22 protein-coding genes are annotated in these 20,521 nt (G+C 68.7%); 7 read left to right on the top strand and 15 right to left on the bottom strand.

The features are described from left to right. Positions 1-83: 83 nt before the first annotated feature. Complete coding sequence (locus GLO27_RS01425; RefSeq protein WP_029258604.1) at positions 84-398, bottom strand: DUF2277 domain-containing protein; 315 nt, start codon at positions 396-398, stop codon at positions 84-86. Between the two features lie 153 nt (positions 399-551). Here GLO27_RS01425 and GLO27_RS01420 point away from each other — a divergent pair, with 153 nt between their 5' ends. After that, entirely contained in the window at positions 552-1,016 is a 465-nt protein-coding gene (locus tag GLO27_RS01420; protein ID WP_081860083.1) for a hypothetical protein, read from the top strand. A gap of 71 nt (positions 1,017-1,087) precedes the next feature. On the opposite strand, the gene guaB is transcribed toward GLO27_RS01420, so the two are convergent. Continuing rightward, a complete protein-coding gene (gene guaB, locus GLO27_RS01415) occupies positions 1,088-2,590 on the bottom strand; it encodes an IMP dehydrogenase (protein ID WP_021198909.1) in 1,503 nt (500 codons plus the stop codon). A gap of 317 nt (positions 2,591-2,907) precedes the next feature. Here guaB and GLO27_RS01410 point away from each other — a divergent pair, with 317 nt between their 5' ends. The 4 genes from GLO27_RS01410 to GLO27_RS01395 all read left to right on the top strand — a co-directional run bounded on the left by GLO27_RS01410 (position 2,908) and on the right by GLO27_RS01395 (position 6,980). Continuing rightward, complete coding sequence (locus GLO27_RS01410) at positions 2,908-4,191, top strand: branched-chain amino acid ABC transporter permease (RefSeq protein WP_243844706.1); 1,284 nt, start codon at positions 2,908-2,910, stop codon at positions 4,189-4,191. Positions 4,192-4,196: 5 nt separating this feature from the next. Next, positions 4,197-5,174, top strand: coding sequence for a branched-chain amino acid ABC transporter permease (locus GLO27_RS01405; protein ID WP_021198911.1), 978 nt, complete (start codon positions 4,197-4,199; stop codon positions 5,172-5,174). 67 nt (positions 5,175-5,241) lie between these two features. Continuing rightward, the gene (locus GLO27_RS01400; protein WP_136024563.1) at positions 5,242-6,210 is read left to right on the top strand and encodes an ABC transporter ATP-binding protein; all 969 of its coding nucleotides are present in this window, start codon (positions 5,242-5,244) and stop codon (positions 6,208-6,210) included. Then, on the top strand, positions 6,207-6,980 hold the full coding sequence (locus GLO27_RS01395) for an ABC transporter ATP-binding protein (RefSeq protein WP_021198913.1): 774 nt from the start codon (positions 6,207-6,209) through the stop codon (positions 6,978-6,980). Before GLO27_RS01400 ends, GLO27_RS01395 begins: the two co-directional genes overlap by 4 nt. 92 nt (positions 6,981-7,072) lie before the next feature. Here the strand turns inward: GLO27_RS01395 and GLO27_RS01390 are convergent, their stop codons facing one another. The 3 genes from GLO27_RS01390 to groES form a co-directional block, all read right to left on the bottom strand. Next, positions 7,073-8,329 carry an ABC transporter substrate-binding protein gene (locus GLO27_RS01390; protein ID WP_021198914.1) on the bottom strand — a complete coding sequence of 419 codons (1,257 nt, stop codon included), beginning with the start codon at positions 8,327-8,329 and terminating at the stop codon, positions 7,073-7,075. A 144-nt stretch (positions 8,330-8,473) separates the two neighbouring features. Then, on the bottom strand, positions 8,474-9,403 hold the full coding sequence (gene rarD, locus GLO27_RS01385) for an EamA family transporter RarD (protein ID WP_029266996.1): 930 nt from the start codon (positions 9,401-9,403) through the stop codon (positions 8,474-8,476). Positions 9,404-9,581: 178 nt separating this feature from the next. Then, positions 9,582-9,878 (bottom strand): co-chaperone GroES, encoded by a 297-nt coding sequence (gene groES / locus GLO27_RS01380; protein ID WP_017203655.1) that lies wholly within the window; start codon positions 9,876-9,878, stop codon positions 9,582-9,584. 158 nt (positions 9,879-10,036) lie between these two features. On the opposite strand from groES, the gene GLO27_RS01375 reads away from it, so the two are divergent. Then, entirely contained in the window at positions 10,037-11,242 is a 1,206-nt protein-coding gene (locus GLO27_RS01375; RefSeq protein ID WP_167253267.1) for an SAM-dependent methyltransferase, read from the top strand. Positions 11,243-11,249: 7 nt separating this feature from the next. Here GLO27_RS01375 and GLO27_RS01370 read toward each other — a convergent pair whose 3' ends face one another. The 10 genes from GLO27_RS01370 to GLO27_RS01325 are packed head-to-tail and all read right to left on the bottom strand — an operon-like array spanning position 11,250 to position 19,464. Next, entirely contained in the window at positions 11,250-12,470 is a 1,221-nt protein-coding gene (locus GLO27_RS01370; protein WP_208323470.1) for a hypothetical protein, read from the bottom strand. Then, positions 12,436-13,578, bottom strand: coding sequence for a hypothetical protein (locus tag GLO27_RS01365; RefSeq protein WP_167253263.1), 1,143 nt, complete (start codon positions 13,576-13,578; stop codon positions 12,436-12,438). The genes GLO27_RS01370 and GLO27_RS01365 overlap by 35 nt, the downstream gene beginning before the upstream one ends. A 3-nt stretch (positions 13,579-13,581) precedes the next feature. After that, entirely contained in the window at positions 13,582-14,067 is a 486-nt protein-coding gene (locus tag GLO27_RS01360; RefSeq protein ID WP_021198919.1) for a hypothetical protein, read from the bottom strand. Further along, positions 14,064-15,131 carry a tRNA (adenosine(37)-N6)-threonylcarbamoyltransferase complex transferase subunit TsaD gene (gene tsaD / locus GLO27_RS01355; RefSeq protein ID WP_021198920.1) on the bottom strand — a complete coding sequence of 356 codons (1,068 nt, stop codon included), beginning with the start codon at positions 15,129-15,131 and terminating at the stop codon, positions 14,064-14,066. Before tsaD ends, GLO27_RS01360 begins: the two co-directional genes overlap by 4 nt. After that, on the bottom strand, positions 15,128-15,616 hold the full coding sequence (gene rimI, locus GLO27_RS01350; RefSeq protein WP_167253261.1) for a ribosomal protein S18-alanine N-acetyltransferase: 489 nt from the start codon (positions 15,614-15,616) through the stop codon (positions 15,128-15,130). The genes tsaD and rimI overlap by 4 nt, the downstream gene beginning before the upstream one ends. Next, positions 15,613-16,236 (bottom strand): tRNA (adenosine(37)-N6)-threonylcarbamoyltransferase complex dimerization subunit type 1 TsaB, encoded by a 624-nt coding sequence (tsaB, locus tag GLO27_RS01345; RefSeq protein WP_167253258.1) that lies wholly within the window; start codon positions 16,234-16,236, stop codon positions 15,613-15,615. Before tsaB ends, rimI begins: the two co-directional genes overlap by 4 nt. A 59-nt stretch (positions 16,237-16,295) precedes the next feature. Next, entirely contained in the window at positions 16,296-16,667 is a 372-nt protein-coding gene (locus tag GLO27_RS01340; RefSeq protein WP_021198923.1) for a flagellar assembly protein FliW, read from the bottom strand. Continuing rightward, a complete protein-coding gene (locus GLO27_RS01335; RefSeq protein ID WP_029258616.1) occupies positions 16,664-17,545 on the bottom strand; it encodes a flagellin in 882 nt (293 codons plus the stop codon). Before GLO27_RS01335 ends, GLO27_RS01340 begins: the two co-directional genes overlap by 4 nt. A 13-nt stretch (positions 17,546-17,558) precedes the next feature. After that, complete coding sequence (gene flgK, locus GLO27_RS01330) at positions 17,559-18,968, bottom strand: flagellar hook-associated protein FlgK (RefSeq protein ID WP_021198925.1); 1,410 nt, start codon at positions 18,966-18,968, stop codon at positions 17,559-17,561. 13 nt (positions 18,969-18,981) lie between these two features. Next, entirely contained in the window at positions 18,982-19,464 is a 483-nt protein-coding gene (locus GLO27_RS01325) for a flagellar protein FlgN (RefSeq protein ID WP_021198926.1), read from the bottom strand. A gap of 196 nt (positions 19,465-19,660) precedes the next feature. On the opposite strand from GLO27_RS01325, the gene GLO27_RS01320 reads away from it, so the two are divergent. Next, a complete protein-coding gene (locus GLO27_RS01320) occupies positions 19,661-20,461 on the top strand; it encodes a sigma-70 family RNA polymerase sigma factor (protein ID WP_029258617.1) in 801 nt (266 codons plus the stop codon). Positions 20,462-20,521: the final 60 nt, after the last annotated feature.

The following is a 20,521-nucleotide window of genomic DNA, read 5'->3' as shown; positions in this document are numbered from 1 at the left end:
CCTTCAACACCGGGTCCGCAGGGAAAGTCGAGCGGGGTATGTCGATTCTGGCATACGGCACCGTCCTGGCGACGGCGCCTCTCCTACGCTCCGGCGCGGGCCGCGCGCTTCTCCTCCTGGAAGACCCGGATCGCCTCGTACCGCTCAGCGGATCGGGCCCGCCTCTTCGCCGCTTCGTCTTCGCGATTCTTCGGCGGCGCCGTGGTGACGAGCTCGCTCAGGAGCCGGCTGACGACCACGGCGATCTCACCGACGGCGCTGTCGAACGCCGGCTGGTTGGCTCTCGACGGGGTCGTGGTCCCGGCGATCTTGCGCACGAACTGCAGGGCGGCGTCGTGGCATTCCTCATCGGTCGCTGCGGGTTCGAGGTTGTTCAACGGGACGATGTTCCGACACATACCGGAACGCTACGCCGCCCCGCACGCAGACGGAAGAGGCCGACCGGAGGTCCACGGCGCGGAGGGGATGGTGCGGTCGTGGGGTGGTCGCTACGCTCGGGGGCAACCGGGACCGCCCGTGCGTTCCCTCCCGCCTCGTCGACAGGAAAGCACATGACCAACCCCCCGTTCCCCGAACCGCCAGCGCCCGACTCCTCGAACCCGGTGCCGCCGCCGGCAGCCGCCCCCACTCCGCCTCCGCCCGCCTCGGCACCGACCTGGGATACCGCTCCGGGCGCGGCACCCGCCTCCGGATACCCGGCTCCCGCAGCACCCGCGTATCCGCAGCCGGAACCGACCCCTCCTGGACGCGTGCTGTCCATCGTCGGCCTCGTCCTCGCGTTCGTGGCTGCACCGATCGGCCTCATCCTGAGCATCGTCGCCGTCGTGAAGCTCGGCAAGGCGGGGCAGCCGAAGGGACTCGCGATCGCCGGCATCATCATCGGCGCGATCCTGACCATCGCCGGCATCATCGGGATCATCCTGTTCGCGACGGTCATCGCCGGCCTCATCGGCATGTGTGCCGAGCTGGGCACCGGCGTATGGGAGGTCGACGGCGTCACCTACCGGTGCGGCTGAGCCACCCCCGACGAGAAGACGAGAGGGACCGGATGCGACACGCATCCGGTCCCTCTCGTCGTCTGTGGCGGCTACTTCTTGTAGTTCGGCGCCTCGACCACGATCTGCACGTCGTGCGGGTGCGACTCCTTGAGCCCCGCCGAGGTGATGCGCACGAACTTGCCACGCGTCTTGAGCTCTTCGATGGTGCGCGCGCCGACGTAGAACATCGACTGACGCAGTCCGCCGACCAGCTGATAGGCCACGGCGGAGAGCGGACCGCGGTACGGCACCTGCCCCTCGATGCCCTCGGGGATCAGCTTGTCGTCGCTGGGGACGTCGGCCTGGAAGTAGCGGTCCTTGGAGTACGAGGTCTGCTTGCCACGGGTCTGCATGGCGCCCAGCGAGCCCATGCCGCGGTACTGCTTGAACTGCTTGCCGGACTGGAAGACGATCTCGCCCGGGGACTCGTCGGTTCCGGCCAGGAGCGAGCCGAGCATCACGGCGTCGGCACCGGCGACCAGGGCCTTGGCGATGTCACCCGAGTACTGCAGTCCGCCGTCGGCGATCACCGGAACCCCCGCGGGACGCGCGGCGAGCGACGCCTCGTAGACCGCGGTGACCTGCGGGACGCCCACACCGGCGACGACGCGCGTGGTGCAGATGGACCCGGGACCGACACCGACCTTGACGGCGTCGACGCCCGCGTCGACCAGCGCTTGGGCGCCCTCGCGGGTCGCGACGTTGCCGCCGATGATGTCGATGTGCTCGAACGAGGTGTCGGCCTTGAGACGGCGGACGAGGTCGATGACGCCCTGCGACTGCCCGTTGGCGGTGTCGACAACGAGCACGTCGACACCGGCGTCGCGCAGCGCCTCCGCACGCTCCCAGGCATCGCCGAAGAAGCCGATGGCGGCACCGACGCGCAGGCGGCCCTGGTCGTCCTTGGTGGCGAGCGGGTACTTCTCGCTCTTGTCGAAGTCCTTGATGGTGATGAGGCCGGCGAGCTTGCCGTCGCCGTCGATGAGCGGCAGCTTCTCGACACGGTGCTTGGCGAACAGCGCGATGACCTCGCCCGCGGCGACGCCGACGGGAGCGGTCACGAGGTTCTCCCGCGTCATGACGTCCTTGACGAAGGTGGTCTGACGCTCGAAGCCCGAGACGAACCGCATGTCGCGGTTCGTGATGATGCCGACCAGCTTTCCTTCGTCGTCGACCACCGGAAGACCGGAGATGCGGTACTTCGCGCAGAGGTTGTCGACTTCTTCGACGGTCGCATCCTGCGTCGTCGTGATGGGGTCGGTGATCATGCCAGACTCGCTGCGCTTGACGCGGTCGACGTGCGCGGCCTGGTCGGCGATGGAGAGGTTACGGTGCAGGATGCCGATGCCGCCCTCACGGGCCATGGCGATCGCCATGCGGGATTCGGTGACCGTGTCCATCGCGCTCGACAGCAGCGGGGTAGCGACCGAGATGCGGCGCGTGATCCGCGACGAGGTGTCGGCCTCGCTGGGGATCACGTCGGTGTGCCCGGGGAGCAGCAGCACGTCATCGTACGTCAGTCCGACGAAGCCGAAGGGATCGTGCTGTTCCATGGATTCTCCTTCTGCGCGAGTCGCGCATGTCCGAGTGCGAGGGGGTGGTCGACGTCGGCCGGTGCGGGGCCGCGGCCCGTATGAAGATTCTAAGCGAGACACGCCCGAGAACATTCCCAGAGCCCCGTCGTTACCGGACTGTTGGCAGGGACCGTAGGCGAATCGCCGATCGCGCATTACGCTCAAGTGCGTCGTCCATCCCCGCGGTCGACCCGACACCGCGGAGACACAGCACTCAAAGTGGAGGTTGCGTGGGACCCACAACAATCGCCGTGCAGCGAAAGCGCCCCTGGGTGGTCGCGCTGCTCGCTATCCTCATGGCGCTCACCGCGTTCGTGTTCCTACCCCCCTCATCGGCTTCGGCCGAGACGACGGACGACGGGCAGGAGGTCACGGAGTTCTACTTCGCCGGTGTCGTCACCTTCGACGATCAACCTGTCGAAGGCGTCGTCATGTCCATCGAGGGCAAGGGCTTCAAGGGTGAGACCGAGACCGACGCCGAAGGCAAATGGCGTCTCTACGTGCCCGAGAAGGAGAAGTACACCCTGACGGTCGATGAGTCGACCCTGCCCGAGGGCGTGATCGTCGACGCGACCCAGTTGCCGGAGGGAACGCAGCCGATCGCGGGGACGACAGCCTCCTTCGAGGTCGAGTTCGGTCTCACCGGGACCAAGATCATGAATCTGTTCCTCGGCGAGGGCCAGCGGGTTACGGTCTCCTTCATCGACCAGCTGCTCTCGCGACTGGTCGGCGGCCTGAACTTCGGTCTCCTGCTCGCACTCGCCTCGATGGGTGCCGCGCTCATCTACGGCACCACCCGGTTGTCGAACTTCGCGCACGCGGAGATGGTGACGTGGGGCGGTCTCGTCGCCCTGGTAACGACCACGTTCTGGCATCTCCCGCTCTGGCTCGGCATCGCCGCGGCCGTCATCGGCGGCGGCCTGTTCGGCTGGGCGCTGGATGCGGGGATCTGGCGTCCGCTGCGGCGACGTGGGCTCGGTGTCGTCCAGCTCATGATCGTGAGCATCGGACTCTCTCTGGCCCTCCGCTACGCATTCCAGTTCATCATCGGCGGAGGCACGTACCAGCTCCCCGGCGCCAGCCCCACGCCGCTCCAGTTCGGTCCGATCTCGCTGTCCTACATCGACATGATCGCGATGGGCGTGAGCATCGTCGTGATCCTGGCGGTGGCGTTCTTCCTGACACGCACGCGGATCGGCAAGGCGACGCGAGCGATCTCCGACAACCCCCAGCTCGCCGCCGCCTCCGGCATCGACGTCGACAGGGTCATCCGCTACGTCTGGATCCTCTCCGGAACACTGGCCGCGATCTCCGGCATCCTCTGGGCCTACTTCCGCCCGGGTGTGAAGTGGGACATGGGCATGCAGATGCTGCTGCTGATCTTCGCCGCCATCACGCTGGGCGGTCTCGGCACGGCGTTCGGCGCCCTCGTCGGCTCCCTCATCGTCGGCATCGCGGTCGAGGTCTCGACCCTCTGGATCCCGTCGGACCTGAAGTATGCGAGCGCTCTCGTGGTGCTCATCGTCATCCTCCTCGTGAGACCGCAGGGTCTGCTCGGACGCAGGGAAAGGCTGGGCTGATCACCATGGACTTCGGAAGCATCTTCTCGAACACGGCCGTCTACCTGTTCAGCCCGGTCACGATCGCCTACGCCCTCGCGGCGACCGGCCTCGCCGTGCACTTCGGATACGCGGGTCTGCTCAACTTCGGCATGGCCGCCTTCATGGCCATCGGCGGCTACGGCTACGCCATCTCGGTGCTGAGCTTCGGCCTGCCCTGGTGGATCGGCATGCTCATCGGTCTGCTCGGCGGCGCGTTCTTCGCCGTCCTCCTGGGCATCCCGACGCTGCGCCTGCGTGCCGACTATCTCGCGATCGCGACGATCGCGGCCGGTGAGATCGTCCGCCTCCTGTTCACGACGCAGCTGTTCGACGAATGGACCAACAGCGCCGACGGCCTCGCGCAGTACAACGGCGGATTCCGCGATGCGAACCCCATCCCCACGGGCACCTACGGGTTCGGCCCCTGGATGTACAGCGCGAACGATCTCTGGAACCGCGTCTTCGGCGTGATCGTCCTGGCGGTCGCCATCCTCCTGGTGTGGGCGCTGATGCGCAGCCCGTGGGGTCGTGTGCTCAAGGGCATCCGCGAGGACGAGGACGCGGTGCGCTCGCTCGGCAAGAACGTCTTCGCCTATAAGATGCAGGCGCTCGTGGTGGGTGGTGTGATCGGCGCCGCGGGCGGGATCATCTTCGTACTCCCCTCCGCGGTCGTCCCCGGCAGCTACTCGACGTCGCTGACGTTCTTCCTGTGGACCATCCTCCTTCTCGGCGGCGCGGCCACGGTGTTCGGCCCCACGCTGGGAGCGGTGCTGTTCTGGGTGGTGTTCGCCTTCATGGCCAACCTGCTCCCCTCGATGGCGAAAGCAGGGCTGCTGCCGATGTCCGACAGCCAGGCATCGACGCTGGTGTTCGTCTTCGTCGGCATCGCGCTCATGCTGCTCGTGATCTTCCGCCCCCAGGGCATCCTCGGCGACAAGAGGGAGATGACCTTTGTCAAATGAACTGACCCCCGAACAGGTCCCCGGCCCCGGCGATGACGCCGCGACGGCTGCGCCGTCCACGGGGAGCATCCGCCGCCCGAAGACGACCGGCCTGACCAAGGGAGAGGTCAAGCCCGGCGTCGCCAAGGTGGATCCGATCCTCGTCGTCGACGCGGTCCAGCGTCGTTTCGGTGGCCTGACCGCCGTCGACGTCGATCACCTCGAAGTGCCCCGTGGCGCGATCACCGCTCTGATCGGCCCGAACGGCGCGGGCAAGACGACGCTCTTCAACCTGCTCTGCGGATTCGACAAGCCCAACAGCGGCACCTGGTCGTTCGACGGCACCAGCCTCTCCGGAGTGCCGTCGTTCAAGGTGGCCAGGATGGGGCAGGTGCGCACGTTCCAGCTGACCAAGTCGCTCTCGCTGCTGACCGTCCTCGAGAACATGAAGCTCGGTGCTCCGCATCAGCGCGGCGAGGGCTTCTGGTCGAGCCTGTTCCCCTTCCTCTGGCGCGCACAGGACACCGAGATCGAAGGCAAGGCACGGGAACTGCTGACACGCTTCAAGCTCGACGCCAAGGAGAAGGACTTCGCCGCGTCGCTCTCGGGCGGTCAGCGCAAGCTCCTCGAGATGGCCAGAGCGCTGATGAGCGATCCGACGCTGGTGATGCTCGACGAGCCGATGGCCGGCGTCAATCCCGCCCTCACACAATCGCTTCTCGACCACATCCTCGACTTGAAGGAGCAGGGGATGACCGTGCTCTTCGTCGAGCACGACATGCACATGGTCCGCCACATCGCGGACTGGGTGATCGTGATGGCCGAGGGCCGCGTCGTCGCGGAAGGGCCTCCCGACGAGGTCATGGAGAACCCGGCGGTCGTCGATGCCTACCTCGGTGCGCATCAGGACCTCGACCTGGGAGCGGTCACCGGGCGCATCCCCGTGCTCGAGGACGCCGCGGCGGTCAGACTCCGCGAGAAGATCGAAGCAGAAGCGGAGGCCGAGCTCGAAGCGAGCGATCCGGTCTCCGGGACCGAGGGGAAGGGCAGCGCATGAGCGCGGAGACGCCGACCAACGCACCGCAGGCCGTGCCGCAGGACGACGTCGTCGTCGAGCTGACCGATGTCCATGCCGGATACCTCCCCGGAGTGAACATCCTCAACGGTGCGAACCTCATCGCCCGCCAGGGGGAACTGATCGGGATCATCGGCCCGAACGGCGCCGGCAAGTCGACCCTGCTGAAGGCCATCTTCGGTCTGGTGAACGTACGCAGCGGCGACATCACGGTGAAGGGCGAGAGCATCGTGGGCCTGAAGGCCGACAAGCTCGTCCGGCGCGGGGTCGCCTTCGTTCCGCAGACGAACAACGTCTTCCCCTCTCTCTCGATCGAGGAGAACCTGCAGATGGGGCTCTACCAGAACCCCAAGATCTACACGGAGCGGCTCGAATTCGTGACCGGCATCTTCGCCGAGTTGGGAAAGCGGCTGAAGCAGCGCGCAGGCTCCCTCTCCGGCGGCGAGCGGCAGATGGTCGCGATGTCGCGCGCGCTGATGATGGACCCGTCGGTTCTGCTGCTCGACGAGCCGTCGGCAGGTCTCTCCCCCGTGCGTCAGGATGACGCGTTCATCCGGGTGTCCGACATCAACAAGGCCGGCGTCACGACGATCATGGTGGAGCAGAACGCCCGACGCTGCCTGCAGATCTGCGACCGCGGGTATGTGCTCGACCAGGGCAAGGATGCCCACGAGGGCACCGGGCGGGATCTGCTGAACGACCCGAAGGTGATCGGTCTCTACCTCGGAACGCTCGGCACCGACGCGGCCTGAACCGCCGACACCGACGCGGCGACACCACGACAGGACATCACACGACAAAGGCCCCGGATCGGATCCGGGGCCTTCGTCATGTGATCGTCTGATCAGTTGGTGCGGGTGATCATGTTGTCGGCACCGTACTTGTAGATGCCGATCGATGCGCCCTGCGGGTCGCCGGCCTCATCGAAGGTGATGTCGCCGGAGTAGCCGTCGTAGTCGGCCGTGCCGCCGTCGTTGATGATCTTGGCGCACTCGGCGAAACTGGTGCACTTCTTGCCGTCGCCGGAACCGCCCGAGACCTCCTGCATCTTGGCCGCGATGTCCGCGCCCTCGGTGGAGCCCGCCGCCAGCGACGCCAGAGCCACGAGGATGACGGCGTCGTATGCCTCAGCCGCGTAGGTGAAGTCCTTGACCTCGGGGTTGCCCTCGCCGGTCCAGTAGTCCTGCAGACGCGAGGTGAAGTCGTCCGCGAGCGCAGGACCGGCCTTGGTTCCCTGCGCGCCCTCGAGCGAGACCGGGATCTCCGTGCCGTAGTCGGACAGGTTGCCGTCGACCATGTAGAACTTGTCGGCCGAGATGCCGGCGTTCACCAGCAGCGGTGCGATGGTCTTGAACTGGTCGAACGACACGATCGCGACCGCGTCGGGGTTCTGCGCCTTGATCGACTCGACCTGCGCGTCGAACTGCGCGTCGCCCACGTTGAACGAGACCGACTCGACGACCTCGCCGCCGGTGCTCTCGAACGTCTTCGTGATGGCGTCGTTGAGGCCGGTGCCGTACGCGTCGTTCTGGTAGATGATGCCGAGCGTCTTCGCGCCGTCCTCGGCGATCAGGTTGCCGAGCACCTCGCCCTGCAGCAGGTCACTGGGGGCGGTGCGGAAGTACAGGCCGTTGTCATCCCACGTGGTGAAGTCGGGCGACGTGTTCGACGCCGAGATCTGCAGGATGCCTGCGCTCACGTTGCCGTCGAGGATGAGCTTGGAGACGCCCGACGCCGCGGCGCCGACGATGGCGGAGACGCCCGCGCCCTGCAGCTTGGTGATCGACGTCTCGTAGGCCTTGGTGTCGGTGTCGCCCTCGTCTTCGGCCGTCAGGTCGATCGTGACGCCGGCGGCGGCGTCGTTGACCTCCTGGACGGCGAGCCCGACACCGGACTCCATGGGCGGGCCGAGGAACGCCAGCGAACCCGTCTGCGGAAGCAGCGAACCGAGCTTGAGCGTCAGATCGGCGGCGGGCTTGTCGCTGCCGCCGCTCTCCGAGCTCGGAGTGCTGCTGCAGCCGGCGATGACGATGGCGGATGCACTGATCAGTGCGATCCCGGCGAAGACCTTCGCTGTGCGCGAGCCCTTCAATGCGTTCATGATGCTCCCTTGCGTAACTGAACGTGGATTGTGGCCACAATCGGGTGCTCTAACACTAGGGCGTGAGCTCGGCGCACAGGGGTCGCAAGTATCTCGGTGCGTTAACGATCCGACACCCGGTCCCTCTGCGGATGAGTCCGGGGATCAGGCGGGTTCAGCCCGCGGAATCCTGCGTCCCCGACGCGCCGCGAGCAGCAGGTCGACGATGAAGACGCCGATCGCGATCCACACGATGATGAAGCCCGCCCAGCGTTCGGCAGGCATCGGCTCATGCAGCACCAGGACACCGATGAGGAACTGCATCACGGGGGTGATGAACTGGATCATGCCGATCACGGTGAGGTTGATGCGTCGGGTCCCCGCGGCGAAGAGCAGCAGCGGGACGGCCGTGGCGACACCGGCGAAGGCCAGCAGCAGCGCATGCGCCCAACCGTTCGTCCCCATCGTGATCCCCGTGGTCTGTGCGACGACGATCAGCTGCACCACCGCGATGGGGATCAGCCAGAACGACTCCAGTGTCAGACCGCTGACCGCATCGACGGCAGGGCCGATCTTCTTCTTGATGAGTCCGTAGACCCCGAAGGACGCGGTGAGTGACAGCGCGATCCACGGGAACTCCCCGTAGGCGACGACGATCACGATGACGGCGATCGCGGCGATGCCGATCGCCGCCCACTGCAATCGGCGGATGCGCTCCTTCAGCACGAAGACGCCGAGCAGGACGGTCGTGATCGGGTTGATGAAGTAGCCCAGACTCGTCTCGACGACGTTGCCGCTGAGGGTTCCGATCAGGAACACCTGCCAGTTGACGTAGATCAGCAGCCCCGCGAGCGCCGTCCAGCCCAGCAGCCGGGGTTGCCGGATGATGACGCCGAACGCCGCCCAGCCGCGCATGACCGTGAGCAGCAGGAGGCAGAAGACGAACGACAGCAGGACGCGCCAGGCGACGACCTCCCACGGCCCCGTCGGCACCAGGAGGAGGAAGTAGAGGGGAAGCACACCCCAGAGGAGGTAGGCCCCACCGGCATAGGCGACGCCGGCGGTCTGCGCGGCGCGGGTGGTCTGTGGTGGCACCGCACAACCCTATGCCCGCGGCGGCGTCGCGAACGGCGCCGCCGGCCCGTCGATCGCAGTTCGGCAGGAATCGGACGCTCGCTGGCGGATGCAGAAGGGGCCCGGATGCGATACGCATCCGGGCCCCTTCGATGGCCTTGCCCGCCCCTCAGGAGAGACGGGAATCAGGTTCCGCAGATCAGCGGACGACGACCGCCAGGACGTCGCGAGCCGACAGGACGAGGAACTCGTCTGCGCCGAACTTCACCTCGGTGCCGCCGTACTTGCTGTAGAGCACGCGGTCGCCGACAGCGACGTCGAGCGGAACACGGTTGCCGTTGTCGTCGATGCGGCCGGGGCCGACCGCCACGACCTCGCCCTCCTGGGGCTTCTCCTTGGCGGTGTCGGGGATGACCAGGCCACTCGCGGTGGTCTGCTCGGCCTCGACCTGCTTGATGACGATGCGGTCCTCGAGCGGCTTGATGGAAACCGACACGGTCTACCTCTTCTTTCTTGACGCTGACACGAAAGACTTGTTCGCACTCTCAACCCGAGAGTGCTAATCCAGTCTAGGCGCTCGGCTGGCACTCACGCAATGCGAGTGCCAGTGCGCGCCGCAGTTCGACGACTCGCACGGGCAATTAGGCTGAGCGGGTGGAGATGTCCGAGCTGCGCGCCCTGCTGACCCCCGCCGGTCTCGAACTGCTCGACGCGGTCGGGCCCATCGAATCGACCGCCGATGTCGCCCGCACCGTCTCGCGGCTGCGCGCGGGCGGCCACTCCCCCGAGCTGGTCTCCGCCGTCGTCGGCCAGGCCCGCCTGCGCTCCAGGGCCACCGCGAAGTTCGGGCCCTTCGCCGCACGCATGCTGTTCACCCGCGCGGGGCTGGAGCAGGCGACGAGGCTGGGCGTCGCAGCCCGGCATGCGCAGCGGATCCGTCACGCCGGTTTCACCCGTGTCGCCGACCTCGGCTGCGGAATCGGCGGTGACGCCCTGGCCTTCGCCGGCGCCGGACTCGATGTGCGCGCCGTCGATGCCGACGACGTGACCTCGGCGATCGCCGCCTACAACCTGGCCCCGTTCGGCGACAGCGCGGTCGTCGACCATCGCACGGCCGAAGACGCCTTCTCGTCGCTGGACCCGGGAAGCGCGGTCTGGATGGACCCGGCCAGACGCACTTCGGGTCACAGCGAGACCCGACGCGTCTCGGCCGACGACTACTCCCCCTCGCTGGACTGGGCGTTCGAGGTGGCGGCTCACCATCCGACCGGTATCAAGCTCGGACCGGCACACGACCGCGACGCTCTGCCGGTCGACGCCGAGGCGCAGTGGGTCAGCGCCGACGGCAGCGTGGTCGAACTGGTCGTCTGGAGCGGCGCGCTCGCCCGGGAAGGGGTGCGGCGTGCGGCCCTCGTGATCCGCGACGAGCGCTCGCACGAGCTGACGGCGCCGGCGGACGCCCCCGATGAACCCGTGCGCGAGCTCGGCGCATTCGTGCACGAACCGGACGGCGCCGTGATCCGTGCGCGGCTGATCGGCGAGGTCGCCCGGAGCCTGGAGGCGGGAATGCTCGACGAGCACATCGCCTATCTGACCTCCGACGCGGCGTTGACGAGTCCTTTCGTGCAGTCCTTCCGGGTGCGCGAGACCCTCCCGGCCCATCCCAAGGCGATCAACGCCGCCCTGCAGGCGCAGGGCATCGGGCGCCTGGAGATCAAGAAGCGCGGAGTCGACGTCGATCCCGCCGCGTTCCGCAAGAAGCTCACGCTGCGTGGGGACCAGGAGGCGACACTCATCCTGGCCCGCATCGGCGATCAGCGCCGCGCGATCCTCGCCGACCGGGTGCCCGCAGCGAACTGACCCCCGCTCAACGCTCCGCGTCGCGACCCGGCGGCTCGACCACGATGGGGTCACCGGGAGGCGCGTCGACCCGGACGGTATCCCCCGGCTCCGCGCCGGTCACCGGCGCGTCGGTGATGGTCAGATAGGGCGTCTGCCACCTCGTGAACCGCGCCTCGAGCACCGAGGAGCCGACGACCCCGCCGGAAGCCCCGTCGACGTCATCGATCCGCGCTTCGATCCCGGATTCCGCTGCCGCGTCGAGAGATGCGCACGCCGTCAGATCGACGGCGTCGACGACGAGGCACTTCTCGATCTCGCCCTCGTGAGAGAGACGATCGCCGACCCACACCGGGGCCGTGCGGAAGTAACCCACGATCTCGATCGTGAACGCGAACCCCTCATCCACCAGTTCCTCTGCCCGCGTGCGCTCGTCGCCCGCGAACTGCGAGGGCGCCGTGGAGGGCATCGACCAGTGCTGGAGCACGACCATCGGCTCCCCCGTCGTCGATACGAGCATCGTGGCGTTCACACCCCCTACGCCACGCGGGTCGCCGTCCGGGTCGTCGTCCGGCGCGGCGAGCGGCACGGGAAACGACACGCTCAGGCCGCGTCCGGTGTCGGCGACCGGCAGACAGTTCGACTGCGACTGTTCGCCCGCATCGAGGATCACGCACACGATGCTGCCGTCGTCCTTGGTCGCGTACCATGCCAGGGCCTCCTCGTCCCGAGCGACAGCACGGAGCGAGCCGGGGTCGAAGTCGGCCGCGGCGAGCACCTCTCGGCGTTCCTGCTGCGCTGCCGTGAGCGTGATGCTCCCGTCTCGTGGCGCGAACACGACCCCACCGATGGCGGTACCGAGCGCCAGAAGCAGGACGGCGAGCGCCGACACGCCCCACCGATAGCGCCGAAGGGCACGGCGAACCGCGCCCCATGACCGTAGCGCATCCACCGGCTCAGACTCAGGCGCAGGCACAGGTACCGGCACCGGCACAGGCACCGGCACAGGCACCGGCGCATCCACCGGCTCAGACTCAGACAGAGGACGCTCCGGGCCGATGCTCACCGCGAGTGGCTCCGCAGGAGTCGGCGTGCTCGTCGACATCGCGGATCGTCGAGCGTCCTCGAGCTCACGCAACCGCCGGAGCTCGTCATCCGTCACCACACCGTCACGGGCGTAGGCCCTGCGCCGGAGCGCGCGGAGCTCGTCGGCGTCAGCCTCCCCCTGCACGGCCGGCACCCCCCTCACGCCTGATCGTCAGAGAGGAGTTCCCGTTGCTCGCGGTCGGAAGCTCGAGGCGCACGAGCTCGCCGCTCGCATCGTCGAGCACGTTCAGCACCAGCGTGGCACCCTGCTCCTGCATCGTGAGTGCATCCGCGCAGACGCGCGGGAAGCGGTCGTCCGAGCCGTCGTAGATCAGGCAGGTCTGGAAGCCCTCGAGCTCCATCCCCGTCCACACCGGCACCTCTCCGTCGTAGCCGATGACCCAGAGCGAGTTGATCTCGAACCCCTGCCCGGCGATCCGCTTCGCCTTCTCCGCCTCCTCGGCGTTCTCGTAGATGACGCCGTTGGTGGTGCCGGGGCCGTACTCCGACGTGTGGACGGCGACGGCGGGCTCCCCGGAGGGGGCGAACATCAGCTGCACATTGAGCTCGCGTCTGATCTCGTCCTTCGACTCCAGCGTGACCGCGCCGAAGAGCCCCGTCCTCTCGACCGTCTCGGTGCGCTCGCAGGTGGGCAGGGCCGACGGGGATGTCGCCACGAGCAGGCACGTGCTCTCTCCGTCGTCCTTGGTCGCCGCCCAGATGACGGCGCCCTGTTCCACCGCGAGGGCGCGCAGGGATCCCTGATCGTAGCGCCCACCCGCGATCAGGGCGCTCTGCCATTCCTGCTGCTGCGCACTCAGGGCGACCGAAGCGGTGCCGGATCTGCCGAAGAGCATCCAGCCGCACCCCACACCGACGATCAGCAGCACCGCGACGGCGATCGCGGCCGCCCGCCAGTGCACGCGCAGCAGTGGGAGGACGCGCGGGGCGATGTCGTGCGAGGCTGCGTCGTCGGCAGCCGTCCCCGCCGCAAGCGACGTCTCCGCATCCGATACCTCGGCGGCATGTGTGCCCTGGCGCTCGGTTCCGGCGTCCGGGAGATCGACCGGGGATCGTCCAGCCGCCTCCGACGCGGAGGAGGTCACGGCATCGACGGGTGGCGCCTCGCCGTGCGGCGCGATCGGACGCGCGACCCGGCGCTCCTCCAGCTCGCGCAGTCTGACCGCGTCGGCGCCCGTGAGCGAGGAGTCCCGGGCATAGGCCCGCGCCTGCAGGGAGCGCAGTTCCTCGAGCTCCGCCCCGTCCAGCACCGGTCAGCCGAGTCTCTCGAACTGCATGCCGGCCCAGACCAGCCAGCCCAAGCTGTAGACCGTGGCGCAGAGACCGAGCACGAGCGCCCACCGCGCGATCGCCCGGCTCTCGACAGGGCGACGCAGCGACATGATCGCCGCGATCACCGAGACCACCGCGACGGGGATGCCCCAGCCGACGAAGAACGATGCCCCGAGAGCCACGATCGCGGCCAACAGCGCCCACGGAGCGAGACGGGTGTCGTCGATCGGCACGGATCCCGTCGACGGCTCCCACTCCGTGTCATCGGGCGCATCGATGTCCGGCCCGGTCGCGACGACCGGTTCGATGCCGACCGGCCCGGTCGGCATCTTGGTGTAGCCGTCACGGCGGGCGCCGGGCAGACGAGCGCTGCCGGCCGGATGCTCGACCTCGCCGCTGGGACGTTCGATGCGCGCCGCCGGCGTCGTCGAGGGTGTCGCCTCGGGAGAGCCGGACACGTCGCTCATGCCGACACCGCCTCCGCGATCTGGATCTCGGTCACGGGAAGCGTCGAGTCCGCACCGAAGTCCAGGGTGGACGGACGGCGGCCGGACGAGATCAGCTCGGCGGCGAGCGCCGCGATCATCGCGCCATTGTCGGTGCACAGGGACAGTGGCGGAATGCGCACCGTGACCCCCGCGGCTCCGGCCCGTTCCAGAGCGACCTCGCGCAGACGCCGGTTGGCGATCACGCCGCCTCCGAGCAGCAGCCGCGGCACACCGAGGTCGGCGCAGGCGGCCAGCGCCTTCGTGACCAGAACGTCCACCACTGCTTCCCGGAAGCTCGCAGCGACATCGGCGACCGGGACCTCGACCCCCTCGGCTTCACAGCGCTCGACCCAGCGGGCCACCGCCGTCTTCAGCCCCGAGAACGAGAAGTCGTAGCGGTGCTTCGCCAGGTCGGAGGCACGGGACAGCCCGCGGGGGAACCGGATCGCGTTCGGGTCGCCGTCGGCCGCTGCCCGGTCGATCTCCGGTCCGCCGGGATACGGCAGCGACAGCAGACGGGCGACCTTGTCGAACGCCTCTCCCGCCGCGTCGTCCATCGTCTCCCCCAGCAGCTCGACGTCGGTGGTGAGGTCGCGCACATGCAGCAGCGAGGTGTGTCCACCGGACACGAGCAGCGCGACGGTCGGATACTCGAGCGGAGCGGAATCGGCGGTGAGGATGTCGGCGGCGATGTGCCCGACCAGATGGTTCACCGCGTACAGGGGCTTGTCGAGCGAGACCGCCAGGCCCTTCGCCGCGCCGACGCCGACCATCAGTGCGCCGGCGAGCCCAGGGCCGCTCGTGACGGCGACCGCGTCGAGGTCGTCCAGGCGCACATCGGCCTCGGCGAGTGCCGCATCGATCGCCGGCTGCAGCGCCTCGAGGTGCGCTCGGGCGGCGACCTCGGGCACGACGCCGCCGTATCGCGCGTGCTCGTCCATGCTCGAGGCGATGGTGTTCGAGAGCAGGGTACGTCCGCGTACGATGCCGATGCCCGTCTCGTCGCAGCTCGTCTCGATGCCGAGGACCAGCGGTTCGCTCATGACTTCGCCTCCTCGGCCGTGGCGCCCGGCACCGGGTGACCTGGCAGTTCTCGACGCATCACGATCGCATCGACGTCGTCGGGCTGATAGTAATGCGGGCGGCGGGCGATCTCTTCGAAACCCTCGGCCCGGTAGAGCCCCTCGGCAGAGGGGTTGTCGGCCCTCACCTCGAGGAAGATCTCGCGCGCACCACGCTCCGAGGCCGCCGCGAGCAGCGCCCGCAGCAGCGTCCTGCCCCGCCCCTGGCCGCGGTACTCGGCGAGCAACGCGATGGTCTGGACGTCGGCGTCGGCGCTTCCCTGCAGGGCGCGCACCCCGCCGTAGCCGACCACCGCGCCCTCATGCTCGTCGACCAGGTACCGTCCGTGCGGGCTCGCCAGCTCGGCGGCCATGGTCTCCGAGCTCCAGGCGTCCGACGGGAACGACCGGTTCTCGATCGCCATGATCGCGTCGAGGTCTTCGACGGTGGCGTTGCGAAGCGTCATGTGCCCACCTTCTTCGGGGCGCCGGGGAGCGTGACGTCGGGGTGACGCATGTAGAGGGGCTCGTCGCCGGCGAGGGTGCGACCGGCCGCGAGCGCGCGTGCGCCGACCCGCGCCAGATCCGTCCCGGAGAGCGTCGCCACATCGATACGTCGGATGCCGTCGAGGTACGCGTCGGCCTCTGTGGCCCGCACGAGCACGGTGTCGGAGACGGTCACCGGGATGCCGTCGTCGTCGAGGCCGTGGAACACGGTGATGGCGACCTCGCGGCGGCGGGCGTCCGTCACGATCGCGAACGGTGCGGTCGCGGCGTCGGCCTCGAGAGCGGTGAGTGCTGCCGCGAGATGGCTGGGGACGGGGATCACCGGCAGTCCGCGCCCGAGGGCGAAGGTGCGCGCTGCGGCTATGCCGATGCGCAGCCCGGTGAAGGGACCGGGTCCCATGCCCGCGACCACGTGGGTGATCTGGGCATCGCCCGCCTCGTGGAGAGCACGGACGAGGAGGTCGCCGATGACCTCGGCATGGCCGAGCGGGTCGACGGCACCGGCTTCGGCGCGTCGCGTCCCGTCGGCATCGATGAGGGCGACAGCCGTGCCCAGGGAAGTATCGACGGCAAGGATCACGACTCCAGATTAGCCGCCGCCGCCTGAGGAGAGCGGCCTACGGGAGCCCAGGTCCGGGGTCAGCCGAGCGGGGCGCGCAGCGGGTAGTCCTGATCCTCGAGGATCACCTGCGATGCGGCTCCCGTCGTCCGGTTGACGATCACCGGGGCGAGGAGATTCACGCTCACGCCCTCAGCGGACGGATGGGCGACCACGAGGATCAGCGCGTCGTCCGGCGATCCCAGCGCAAGCCCCTCCGCCTGCTCGTCGGTCAGGGTCGGCGCGTACTCGCTCAGAACGCTCCGGGGATCGACGAGGTAGAGGCGCAAGGCGGAGTCGTCGACAGCGCGCATCGAGAAGAGCCCGTCGGATCCGTCGACGGGTGCGAGCGCGAAGTCGACGTGGGGGGCGAGTCCCGGCGGCGGGGCGAGGAAGGTCAGTGCGGCGGTCATCGGAGGAAGTCCATGAGCGAGGGCTGGAGGACGCGCGCATTCACGGCGAGCGCCGAGCGGTACACGAGCTCCTGTGCCTGCAGACGCACGAGCACCTCGATCGAATCGACGTCCTCCACCGCCGTCCTGCGGGACTCGAGGGACACGGAATTCTGCACTGCCGCCTCCTTGGCGCGTTCGATCTGAGCCTGTCTGGTGCCCACGGAGCCCTGCACCGCGAGCATGGCCGTACGGCGACCGTCGATCTCGCCGAGACGGGGACCGACGTTCGTGCCGGATCGGAGGTCGGCGACGATCTTGTCGACGAGGGCGAAGACCGAGTCGTCTCCGGTGCCGTACACGGCGGCGCCGTCGGTGTCGACGCGGACGGATGCCGCGTCCGACACCCGTCGGGTGACCTCGGCTCCGGGTACCCCGCTGTGACTGTAATCGGCAGCGAAGGCCGCGGTGTCGGAGGTACCGGCGAACACGGAGCGTCCGAGCAGCCGGGTGTTGGCCTGGGAGAGGAGCTCTTTGCGGATGCCCTCGAGCTCGACGGCGAGGGCCTCCTTGGCGGTGGCGTCGAGCGCGCCGTCGTTCGCGCCCTGGGCGGTGAGGTCGCGGACGCGCCCCAGCAGGGCCGTGCTCGCGGTGATGGCCGTGTCGGCGGCGGTGACCCATGCCAGGCCGTCGTCGATGTTGCGGGCGTACTGCTCGGTGCGGCGCTGTTCGGCATGCAGTGCGAGTGCGGCTGCCGCGGCTGCCGGATCGTCGGATGGGGCGGCGAACGCGCGCTGGGACGTCGCCTGCTCCTGCAGACGCGCCAGCTCGGAGAGGTTGGACTGCAGCTGGCGCATGGCCGTCTGCGTCATCGCGGATGACGTCACTCGAGAGATCACGGTGCTCCTTCGCTCAGCGTCCGACGAGACCCGTGCGGTTGATGAGCACGTCGAGCGCCTCATCCACCGCGGTCATCACGCGGGCTGCGGCCTGGTAGGCGGTCTGGTAGGTGAGCAGGCTGATCGTCTCCTCGTCGCCGTCGACAGCCGCGACCGACTGCTGTGCGCCGACCGCGGCGACCGCAGCGGAATCGGAGAGCTTGGCGCGCTGCACGTCGGCGGCCGTCGCGACGCCGAACCGGGTGACCTGATCGGACCAGATCGCATCGGGAGAGCCGGCCCGCCGGCCGATCTGGGAGATCAGGTCGGCGTTCGTCGCGTCCAACGCCCCCGACCCCGGGGCGGCGAGCGCCAGTTCGGAGGCGGATCCGACCGCGACCTTCAGACCGAGCGCTGCGGATCCGGTGGCGGGGAGGGTGAAGAAGTCGCCGCCGGCCTGGCCCGTGGAGGTGACGCCCGCCCGGTGCTGCGCGTTCATCGCGTCGGCGAGGGCCGTCGCCACCGTGTCGTAGGTGGCCGCGAGTCCGGCGAGCATGCCGCCGTCGGCCGCGGGTGCCAGAACCGAGAGCGAGGCGCCGAGCTCACCGCCGTCGATCGACACGGGGAGATCGGGCGCGGACGCCCAGGAAAGGCTGAAGCGCTGACCGGAGTCGATCGAGGCCGGGCCCGTCAGCACGAGATGGCGGGCGTCGGAACCCGAGACCAGTGCATTGCCACCGAGGCGGACCGTCATCGTGCCGTCGGCCTCGATCGTGGCCGCTGCCCCGGACATCCTCGCCACGTTCTGCGCGAGGACGCTGCGCTGATCCATCAGTTCGTTCGCCGAGCGACCGGAGGCGAGCGCGTCGCGGATCTCGTCGTTGAGCACCGCGATCTGGTCGGCGGTCGCATTCACCTGCGAGACCGTGCGGTCGGCGGAGTCGCGGGCGTTGCTCCATTGCGTGGCGACGTTGCGATACCCGCCGGCGATGTGCGAGGCGAGCTCCTTCGCCGATTCGAGGATGCTCGATGCCGCCGCACCCGAATCCGGGGTGTTCGCGAGATCCTGCCAGCCCGACCAGAACTTCGACAGCCGCGCCGCGAGTCCGTTCGCGGTCGGCTCGGCCAGCGATGCCTCGATCGTGGTCGCGGCCACGGCCCGGGTGGACCAGTACCCCGAGGCACCGAGGGCGTCACGCACCCTGGCGTCGAGAAGAGCGTCACCCAGTCGCGCCACCCCGTCGATGGACACGCCGTGCCCAGGGAGGGCACCGACGCTGAAACGGCCGGTCTGCGCGATCGCGGCGACCGCGGAGGTCGTCACGCGCTGGCGCGTGTATCCCTCGGTCTTCTGGTTGGCGATGTTCTGCCCGACCACGTCCATGCCGCGCCGGGCGGCCGCCAATCCGCTGGCCGCCGTGTTCAGTCCACTGAAGGTCGACATGATCCCCTCTCGGTCACATCTCGGTGTCGATGATGCGCGCAGCGTCGTCGCGTGCGCGGTCACCCTTGGTCGTGTACTCGCCGGTGTCGTGTCCGAGTGCGGCGATGGTCTCCTGCGTCGCGCGGAGCACGCCGCTGAGCTGCTCGGCATTGGCGTCGCGCATCTGCTCGACCTCGGCGGCGAGCTTCGTGAGCGCGCGCAGGTGGTCGGCGAACACCTCCTGCCATGCGCCTTCGGGGGCGTGCGCGATCAGTTCGCGGATGGTCGTCGCGTCGGGAGCTCCCCACTCCTCGGCGACGGTCGCGACCTCGACGGTGCGGGCGAGCCCCGCGCCACGCAGCCTGTCGAGTACCTGATCGATCTCGCGCGCGGCAAACTGGATCCATTGGGATCTTCCGGCGGCGAGCAGCAACTGCTGCTCGTCGAGTTTGAAGAGCAGCATCTCGAGCAGTTCACGCTCGCGCCACAGCTGTATCGATAGTTCGTTGGCTCCCATGATCCCCTTTTCCCCAGTGATCGCCCCGCCTGACAACGCGGCCAAAGGTCACTATCGGCCAGCGCTCGCCTAACGTTACTATGTGGAACGGCGATGGACAGTTCTCCCCATGTACAGATCACGAGAAGTGTGATATGTGCATCTGTTCATCTCCTCGGAACTTCCGGAGTGCATCCAGAGAGGTGGATCATCCCCCATGTCGTCGCGCGCTGAGCGCAATCTGCTCATCGAGAGCAACCTCCCTCTGGTCGGATACCTCGCCGCCGAGACCCATGCCCGTGCCACCCATATCCCCCGCGACGAGCTCGCCGCCGTCGGAGCGCTCGCGCTCGTGACCGCGGCCGAGGCCTTCGACCCCGAGCTCGGAGTGCCTTTCGGCGCCTATGCCCGTCGTCGCATCCTCGGCGCCTTCGCCGACGAGATGCGCTCGATGGACTGGGCCTCCCGGGGCATCCGCAAACGCATCAAGGAGACCGTCGCCGTCCGCGAGACCCTGACCGCCGGTCTCGGCCGGACCGCCACGGCGACCGAGGTCGCCACGGCGATGGGCGTTCCGAAAGAGGTCGTCATCGAAGCGCTCGGCGATGCCGCCAGGACGCTCACCACCATCGACGACCCCTCGGCCCGGGACGTCGCCGCCGACATCCCCCTCCCCGAGGAATCCGCTCTGATCGGGGAACGGCGCGAGGTGCTCGAACAGGCCGTCGCCGCCCTTCCCGAACGGATGCGCCGGATCGTGCAGGCCGTCTACTTCGACGAGCGTCCGGTCAAGGAGATCGCCGAAGAGCTGGGCGTGACGCACTCGGCCGTGTCGCAGCAGCGGTCGGAGGCGATCCGGTTGTTGCGCGACGCCCTGGATCGGTTCTTCGCCGAGGGGACCGCACCGACCACCACGACGCGGGTCTCCGCCGGCGCCCGCGATGCCTACTTCACACGGATCGCCGACGTCGCGGGTTCCCGGATCGCCGGGGTCTTCCGCGATCCGGCACCCGCCTGAGCCGATTCCCGCACGCACGGCTAACGCCCGCGTCCCCTCCGCCGATAGGTGTGACCGGGA

Origin of the sequence: Microbacterium sp. Be9 (assembly GCF_011754135.1) — a bacterium.
Classification (GTDB): domain Bacteria; phylum Actinomycetota; class Actinomycetes; order Actinomycetales; family Microbacteriaceae; genus Microbacterium; species Microbacterium maritypicum_A.
This window is presented reverse-complemented; position numbering and strand designations above follow the sequence as displayed.

What these genes read in the sequence shown, in the direction of transcription:
- GLO27_RS01425 (WP_029258604.1), bottom strand. Translation starts at nt 398, where the DNA reads ATGTGTCGGAACATCGTCCCGTTGAACAACCTCGAACCCGCAGCGACC.
- flgK (WP_021198925.1), bottom strand. Translation starts at nt 18,968, where the DNA reads ATGTCGACCTTCAGTGGACTGAACACGGCGGCCAGCGGATTGGCGGCC.
- GLO27_RS01360 (WP_021198919.1), bottom strand. Translation starts at nt 14,067, where the DNA reads ATGAGCGACGTGTCCGGCTCTCCCGAGGCGACACCCTCGACGACGCCG.
- GLO27_RS01395 (WP_021198913.1), top strand. Translation starts at nt 6,207, where the DNA reads ATGAGCGCGGAGACGCCGACCAACGCACCGCAGGCCGTGCCGCAGGAC.
- rimI (WP_167253261.1), bottom strand. Translation starts at nt 15,616, where the DNA reads ATGACGCTTCGCAACGCCACCGTCGAAGACCTCGACGCGATCATGGCG.
- GLO27_RS01410 (WP_243844706.1), top strand. Translation starts at nt 2,908, where the DNA reads ATGGCGCTCACCGCGTTCGTGTTCCTACCCCCCTCATCGGCTTCGGCC.
- guaB (WP_021198909.1), bottom strand. Translation starts at nt 2,590, where the DNA reads ATGGAACAGCACGATCCCTTCGGCTTCGTCGGACTGACGTACGATGAC.
- GLO27_RS01405 (WP_021198911.1), top strand. Translation starts at nt 4,197, where the DNA reads ATGGACTTCGGAAGCATCTTCTCGAACACGGCCGTCTACCTGTTCAGC.
- GLO27_RS01420 (WP_081860083.1), top strand. Translation starts at nt 552, where the DNA reads ATGACCAACCCCCCGTTCCCCGAACCGCCAGCGCCCGACTCCTCGAAC.
- tsaD (WP_021198920.1), bottom strand. Translation starts at nt 15,131, where the DNA reads ATGAGCGAACCGCTGGTCCTCGGCATCGAGACGAGCTGCGACGAGACG.
- GLO27_RS01325 (WP_021198926.1), bottom strand. Translation starts at nt 19,464, where the DNA reads ATGGGAGCCAACGAACTATCGATACAGCTGTGGCGCGAGCGTGAACTG.
- GLO27_RS01390 (WP_021198914.1), bottom strand. Translation starts at nt 8,329, where the DNA reads ATGAACGCATTGAAGGGCTCGCGCACAGCGAAGGTCTTCGCCGGGATC.
- GLO27_RS01320 (WP_029258617.1), top strand. Translation starts at nt 19,661, where the DNA reads ATGTCGTCGCGCGCTGAGCGCAATCTGCTCATCGAGAGCAACCTCCCT.
- GLO27_RS01340 (WP_021198923.1), bottom strand. Translation starts at nt 16,667, where the DNA reads ATGACCGCCGCACTGACCTTCCTCGCCCCGCCGCCGGGACTCGCCCCC.